This is a genomic window from Streptomyces albiaxialis (genome assembly GCF_039530985.1).
GTDB lineage: Bacteria > Actinomycetota > Actinomycetes > Streptomycetales > Streptomycetaceae > Streptomyces > Streptomyces albiaxialis.
The window spans coordinates 1-562 of the sequence record NZ_BAAAPE010000046.1; the positions used below are offsets into that span (position 1 = coordinate 1).

Sequence of the window (562 nt, forward strand, 5' to 3'; positions counted from 1 at the left end):
GTCGGCGGTGTGCTTGAGCCCCGCTACATTATCGGCGCGGAATCACTTGACCAGTGAGCTATTACGCACTCTTTCAAGGATGGCTGCTTCTAAGCCAACCTCCTGGTTGTCTCTGCGACTCCACATCCTTTCCCACTTAGCACACGCTTAGGGGCCTTAGTCGATGCTCTGGGCTGTTTCCCTCTCGACCATGGAGCTTATCCCCCACAGTCTCACTGCCGCGCTCTCACTTACCGGCATTCGGAGTTTGGCTAAGGTCAGTAACCCGGTAGGGCCCATCGCCTATCCAGTGCTCTACCTCCGGCAAGAAACACACGACGCTGCACCTAAATGCATTTCGGGGAGAACCAGCTATCACGGAGTTTGATTGGCCTTTCACCCCTAACCACAGGTCATCCCCCAGGTTTTCAACCCTGGTGGGTTCGGGCCTCCACGAAGTCTTACCTCCGCTTCACCCTGCCCATGGCTAGATCACTCCGCTTCGGGTCTTGAACACGCTACTCAGACGCCCTCTTCGGACTCGCTTTCGCTACGGCTCCCCCACACGGGTTAACCTCGCAAC

1 rRNA gene is annotated in these 562 nt (G+C 56.9%); it reads right to left on the reverse strand.

What is annotated here, in order from left to right:
- Positions 1-562, reverse strand: a 23S ribosomal RNA gene (locus tag ABD343_RS40830); the annotation flags it as partial.